This window comes from Mycobacterium timonense (genome assembly GCF_025821985.1).
In the GTDB taxonomy this organism is placed as follows: Bacteria; Actinomycetota; Actinomycetes; order Mycobacteriales; family Mycobacteriaceae; genus Mycobacterium; species Mycobacterium avium.
On record NZ_JACKSY010000044.1, the window covers coordinates 1 to 6,291 of the forward strand.

Here is a 6,291-nt window from a genome sequence, read left to right on the forward strand (position 1 = left end):
CGCGGCGGCCTTCTCCTCGGCACTGTATCGACGCGTCGTGGGTTTCCCGGGCGACTGTTCCTTCGGCATACCTGCATCCTCGTTTCCAAGGTCAGGAGCCTCCGGGATTTCCAGGGCGTTTCACTCGTGTTGCCTATCGAGTTGGGTGGGGTGGATGCGCTGCTGGATGACCCGGTGTTTTTCGCGCCGTTCGCGGCCTATTTCGACGCCCGGATCGGTCGCCCGTCAATCCCTATGGAAACCTATCTGCGGTTGATGTTTTTGAAGTTCCGCTACCGCCTGGGCTATGAGGTGTTGTGCCGAGAAGTGGCCGATTCGATCTCCTGGCAACGGTTTTGCCGGATCCCGTTGGGCACCCGAGTGCCGCACCCGACCACGTTGATGAAGATCACCAGCCGGTGCGGGGACGAGACGGTGGCCGGGCTGAATGAGGCGCTTTTGGCGAAGGCGACCGCCGGCAAGCTGCTGCGCACCGATAAGGTCCGCGCCGATACCACCGTGGTGGAGGCCGATGTGGGCTATCCGACCGATTCGGGTCTGTTGGCCAAGGCGGTCGGGTCGCTGTGTCGCAGCATGGCACGGATCAAAACCCTTGGTGGCGCGACCCGCACCCCAGCCCGTGATCGGCGCCGGTCGGCGGGGCGACGCGCCCGTGCGATTGCCTCCAAGCTGCGGCTACGTGGCGCCCAGCAGCGCGATCAGGCCCAGGCCGCGGTGCACCGGATCACCGCGGAACTCGCCGACATCGCCCAGGCCGCTGTCGGTGAGGCTGCCGCGGTGTTGCGCAACGCACGACGCGCGCTACACACCGCCACCGGATCTCGCCGAGGCCGGCTGGCCCAGGCGACCAACCACCTCGACACGATGATGCAGCGTACCCAGCGCGTGGTGGCACAGTCGCGCAGTCGGCTGGCCGGGGTAATGCCCGAGTCAGCCACCCGTGTGGTCAGCCTGCACGACGTCGATGCCCGCCCAATCCGTAAAGGACGGCTGGGCAAGCCGGTGGAGTTCGGATATAAAGCCCAGGTCGTCGACAACGCCGATGGGGTCATCCTCGATCACACCGTCGAACTCGGAAATCCCACCGACGCACCGCAATTGGCGCCGGCGATCCAACGGATCGCCCGCAGAACAGGGCGCCCGCCACGCGCGGTCACCGCCGACCGCGGCTATGGCCAGGCATCGGTCGAACGCGACCTGCATGAGCTCGGTGTGGCAAGCGTGGCCATCCCGCGCATGAGTCAACCAGGCGCTGCGCGTCGGGAATTCGAACACCGACGAGCCTTTCGCGACAAAGTTAAATGGCGAACCGGATCCGAAGGACGGATCAACCACCTCAAGAGAAGTTACGGCTGGAACCGAACCGAGCTCACCGGCATCAACGGTGCCCGAACCTGGTGCGGACACGGCGTCTTTGCCCACAACCTCGTCAAGATCAGCGCCCTAGCCGCATAAACCGACAGCACAGCCAATCCGGCACACCCAATCCCGACCGACGCCAACGACCACCCCTCGGCGAACCGTTTTTCAGGTCTTAGTAGCTAGCTGCGAGGCTGTTCACCCAGCCCGGCGTGGACGGGTCCACCTTGGTGGTGGTGCCGTTGAACACGGTCGGTGTCTATTTCCCTGCTCAGGAATGGCGGCCGGTGTGGCGATCACGGGCGAGCGGGTTGGATCCACGCCCGGCACGAGCGCCAGATTTCCGCCGATTCGAACGTGCTGGTGAACCTGTCGCCGGGCATGATCAGGGGCCGTTCGGGGGGTCTGCGTGGCAGCGCGCGTGGGCTGATAGGGGAGAAGTCAGGGTCGGGGTCGCGGGTATATCGGGGCCTTTGAGTGCATGGCGAATTCCGCCAAAGATGTTGAAAGCGTGATGAATCCACTTTCGCGTACGGCGTTGATCTCGTGCGGTCAGGGGCATGTTGTGGCGATCGTGTGGGGTATCTCAAGGTTCGAACAGGGTTGCGAGGGTCGATACGCCCGGATATGTGTCGCACAGTTGTTCGCAACGGATTAGCGACGGCAGGTCGGCGTACGAGGGCTTACATGCCGGGCCGGCGCAGAGGACATGCGGGGGATTAGCAGGGGAGATGCATCGGCAATCGCGGGGCATGGTGGGGTGAGTTCAGGGGCGTCTGCCGGGACTACTCAGGGTGATGGGTAGGGGAGCCATCGGGGAATGGTGATCGCTGGTGATGGACCGAATGCCCCTTGGTATGTGGCGATTTCATTCCACGTCGCGAGTTGCGCCGGTATCGACGGGGCCATCAGGGGGCGTTTGGAGGGCCGTCGCGGGGCCGCAGCGGTGGGTTGCGTGTCGGCTATGTGCGGTCACCGTCGTCGCGATGCCGACCCCGGCTTTCGCCGGAATTGAACGCGGCGGCGATTGCGTCGGCGATGCGCTCCAGGGCGGCAGCGATAGCCCACAGCGCATCGGGCTGAGACGTCGATTTCGGCCCATCCGGCGGTTCCGGCTCGGGAGCCGAAGCTTGGAAAGCGTGAGCTGTGGCCGGCGGTGGCGAGGGCCGCGCCTGATGTGCCGGTTCAACCTGTGGGTGGGCGTTGCGCCCGGGCGGTGTGGGCTCGGCAGCCGTGATGAGCCGCGGTTTCCTGCTTTCGTCCCATTGCACCCAGTAGACCTGCCCGCCGGCGCGGTACGGCGGAGATCTGTGGTCGCCACCATGGTCATGCTCGAGCGCGCATCCATGCACCCAGGCCGCTGGGTGCTGCCCATCAAGTGCAACCAGCGACCGCCACAGTTCGTCGTCGATCAAAACGGTGGCAAAGCACCCATCCGCACTCACCAGATCGCCCAGACGCCGACGCTGGTCACGCCAAGCCGCATTGCAGAAGTATGAGCAGCCCCCGGAGTGTGATCAACGCAATCATGTGGCACATCGCAGCCATAACGTTGTCGGGCCCGGGTGATATCAGTGGCGTGGATGACACGCGGAGACCAGGTCGCCTTCTTCGGCGACCAACTGAGTCAGAGTGTTCTGGTAGGCGGTTTCGTGATCGCGGATGACATCCGGTGACGGACTGATTACCGGGTCTTTCCGTATGTCCTGCACCAGCGCCACCGCTTGTGCGGATAGGTCGGCGATCCGATGCAGGTGGCGCGAAATATCCGGTGTAGACACTTGCCGCGCATAGGTTTTCAGCTGATCCGACCAGTCCTGGTATCTGTTCAGGCCGGGATCACCAGGGGTGATCAACCGAGCGTCGAACATGTCGGGGTGTGCGTGGATGAAGTCGACGACCGAGTCGGCGGTGCGGCAATCCGGTGTTTGCTTATCGAATTGTCCGGAAAGATATGCCACTATTCCGAAACCGATTCCCACCACGACAACCATCACCACCGCCACCCAGGTGCGCCGTTTCGGCAATGCGACCGAGTCCTCGGTCTCGGCGGCCGCCGCCGCTGCTTCAGGGATGTCGGCGGCGGCGCCGCGTAGAAACTCAACGCGTTGCGATATCCGCTGCTGCTTGTGAGACGTCCATGCGAAGTTGGCTGCGAAGAACAGCGCGAATCCCACCCATAGCAGGCCGCGTCGTGGGTCGCGGGCGATGAACGCCAGGACCCCAACCAGGATGTAGATCGCGGGCACCCACCATTTCGCCGTTGATTGCCATCGGCCGGCGCGGCGCAGATACGCCAGGTTTATGGTGCCGACCCGGATCGCTGCCGCCACAACCCGCGAATCGGAGGGAACCTCGCCGCGCCGCAATGCCTTCATCACATGGGTGCGCTGCTCGTGGTTTAGCCCGGTGAGTGCCGCGGCGTAGCTTCGTTGCACCGGGTTTTGGATGACAACCACCGGTGCGGCGACGGCCAGGCTGAACCCGGCCAGCGCCACCAGGGCCCACAGCCATCCGGTCGAGGCGACAAAATTCGGGAACAGCGCCGCCCCAATCGCGGTGAGCATCACCGCGGTCAGCAAGGCGCTGACCAGCCAACGCACCCACCACGGCGCGACCACCATCCCAGCCCACATGCCAGCGAGTCTGTCAAAAGCCGCTGCGGGGTGGCCGTTTGCCTCGAACCGCGCGCCCCCGAGCTCGGCGGATCGCGAGCCGGGGCGCGTAGTCGGTTTCCGAACGCTGCGACTCATCACGACGCCGCCCGGCTGCGAAATGCCTGGGCGAGCAAGGCGGTGAGGCGGCGACACTCGCCGTCGGCTAACGGCACCCGGTCAGGAGCCTGATCCCACGGAGCCAGCCCAAAATTCGCATCCGTCGGCCGCCGCGGAATGAGATGGGCGTGCACATGCTCCTCGCGGTTGCCGAGGACAGCGACATTCACCCGCACGACGTCGTTCAGGCCGCGGAGGATCCGCGCCGCGGTCTGCACGTCCCGCGTGAAGTCCGCCAACACGTCAGCGGGCATCTCGTCGAGGTGGTTGAAGTGCGGGCGCGCCGCAACGATGAGGCGGCCCGGGAAGCGCCCGTCGTCGTAGAGGCCGACGTCGGCCGCCGGCAGCGCTGCCAGCGGGATCCGCAGCTCGAAACCGCAACGTGGGCAATGGATCACGCGCTCGCACCTTCCTTGCCGGCGTCAGCTCCATGCATGAGGATGTCGCCGGCCACCAACACGCCACCGCGGTCGGTGACGAGCCCGTTACGCAGCAGTTCGCGCAGGTAGGTGGAGAAGGTGCCCGACGTCGCGGCAATTTGCGCCTGCTCGCTGATTTCTTCCCGGGTCAGGCCATGCGGGTAGGCGCTGATCAGGGCCTGCAGCATGCGGCCGGCCCCGGCGCGCAGGATCTTCAGGTAGTGCTGCTGCAGCTCGCGGCCGGTCATTGGCGCGGGCCGACCACCCAGGTAGGCGAAGCCGGCATCGCTAAGGGTGGTCCCCTCCGGTGTTTCGTCGAGCAGCCCTGCGCGGCGAAGCTCACGAAGGTAGGTCGACCAGGTGCCGGAGGTGTGTTTCATCTTGGCGACCGTGCCCCACTGGGCATTGGTGAGCCGCAGCGGCGCCATTCGGCCCAGCGATTCGAGCATGCGGACCGCGCCCGCCCGGAATCGAAGGACATCCTCAGGTGGGCTGCCGGTGGCCGTCACCTCGACGGCAGGCGCTGGCGCGGCTGCTGGGGTGGGCACGTCGCTCGATCGCGAGGGCGTGACGTGGCGCGGGCGGGCGGGCACGGTCGCAAGCGGGGGGTGGGCCCGCAGCGGGCCGGCTGCTGCCGGGGAATCCAGTGCGGTGATCGCCGTGTTGATGAGTTCTGCTGCGCTGTAAAGTGTTTCGGTCATGCCGGGCGGCAGCTCGGCTGGGCGTGCCAGGAGGTCGTCGATCCGGTCGCGTAGTTCGGCGATGGTGTCATCCTTGGCGGCCAACTGCTGCTCGTAGTCGCTGACTTTCTCGGCAAGCAGTCGCTGGTCGGCGCGGGCGGCGTCAAGTTCCAGGGACAGTGATTTGACGGTGCGGCGCAGCGCGGCTGGGTCGTTGTCCTTGGCGCGTTGAGCGGTGGCCGCGATCTCGGCGCTGAGTTTTTCCAAGTCGATGTCTGCCCGGCTCTTCGGGATGATCCGCGCGCGTCCCGGCTCAGGGGTGGCGTGGGAGTCGAAGGTCTCAAATAGCGCGATCCTGGTGCGGGTGAGCAGGCGCAGGAACGCGGGACTCCATACCCACGCTTCACCGGTCTCGAGGGAGGGCAGCGTGGCAATGACCTCGCTGGCCTGGGTGTCGTCGTCGGCGGCGTTGACGCGGATCCAGTCCTGGGCGGCCTTGATGGAGCGCGGCCCGGTCATGCGGAGCAGGATGACCGTTTCCATCAACTCGAGGACTGACTTGGAGACTTCTTGCGGCCGTTGGGTGACGACGGTGAGTCCGATGCCGCGGCTACGGCCGCGTTTGGCGAGGTCTTCCATCGCGCCGAGCAGGCGAGCGGTGTCGGCGGCGGCGCGTTGCGGGATAAGGACATCGGCTTCCTCAACGAGGAGATGCAACGGGTCGCGGTTTCGGGTGTAGAGGCGTTCAGCGAAGGTGGTAGTGAAGGCCCGGGCCCGGGTTTTGCTCATAAGGGACAGGTCGAGCACCGCGGGGACCCGGTCGTCGACGATGAGGTCGGCCAGCAGCTCGCCGGCGGTGGGCTCGAGCGGAACGTCGCCGTGATCGCCGCCGAAGATGACGAACGGTAGACCTGGACCGTTGCCTTTTGGTGAGTGAATGTGAGTTCGCTTGCTCCATCAGGCAGCCTCGCCTTGCGGTGAGGCGGTCCCCGTCTGATCCACCGGGTGGTGGTGCGGGGTTGACGCTTCGTTGCCTGCTGCGTCGCCCGCTGGCGCGGG

Annotated in this window: 5 protein-coding genes; 2 read left to right on the forward strand and 3 right to left on the reverse strand. The window is 65.8% G+C overall.

The window, feature by feature from the left end:
- Window positions 1-75: 75 nt before the first annotated feature.
- Together H7I87_RS12580 and H7I87_RS12585 are read left to right on the forward strand one after the other, a co-directional pair.
- On the forward strand, window positions 76-1,455 hold the full coding sequence (locus H7I87_RS12580; RefSeq protein ID WP_083071829.1) for an ISNCY family transposase: 1,380 nt from the start codon (window positions 76-78) through the stop codon (window positions 1,453-1,455).
- Window positions 1,456-2,669: 1,214 nt separating this feature from the next.
- Window positions 2,670-2,858, forward strand: a complete 189-nt coding sequence (locus H7I87_RS12585) for a hypothetical protein (RefSeq protein WP_139800256.1) — start codon at window positions 2,670-2,672, stop codon at window positions 2,856-2,858.
- A gap of 72 nt (window positions 2,859-2,930) precedes the next feature.
- Here H7I87_RS12585 and H7I87_RS12590 read toward each other — a convergent pair whose 3' ends face one another.
- From H7I87_RS12590 to H7I87_RS12600, 3 genes are all read right to left on the reverse strand, one after another.
- The gene (locus H7I87_RS12590) at window positions 2,931-3,941 is read right to left on the reverse strand and encodes a hypothetical protein (RefSeq protein WP_139800255.1); all 1,011 of its coding nucleotides are present in this window, start codon (window positions 3,939-3,941) and stop codon (window positions 2,931-2,933) included.
- A 170-nt stretch (window positions 3,942-4,111) separates the two neighbouring features.
- The gene (locus H7I87_RS12595) at window positions 4,112-4,531 is read right to left on the reverse strand and encodes an HIT family protein (protein WP_244179186.1); all 420 of its coding nucleotides are present in this window, start codon (window positions 4,529-4,531) and stop codon (window positions 4,112-4,114) included.
- Window positions 4,528-6,039, reverse strand: a complete 1,512-nt coding sequence (locus H7I87_RS12600) for an ATP-binding protein (RefSeq protein ID WP_139800254.1) — start codon at window positions 6,037-6,039, stop codon at window positions 4,528-4,530. The genes H7I87_RS12595 and H7I87_RS12600 overlap by 4 nt, the downstream gene beginning before the upstream one ends.
- Window positions 6,040-6,291 lie beyond the last annotated feature (252 nt).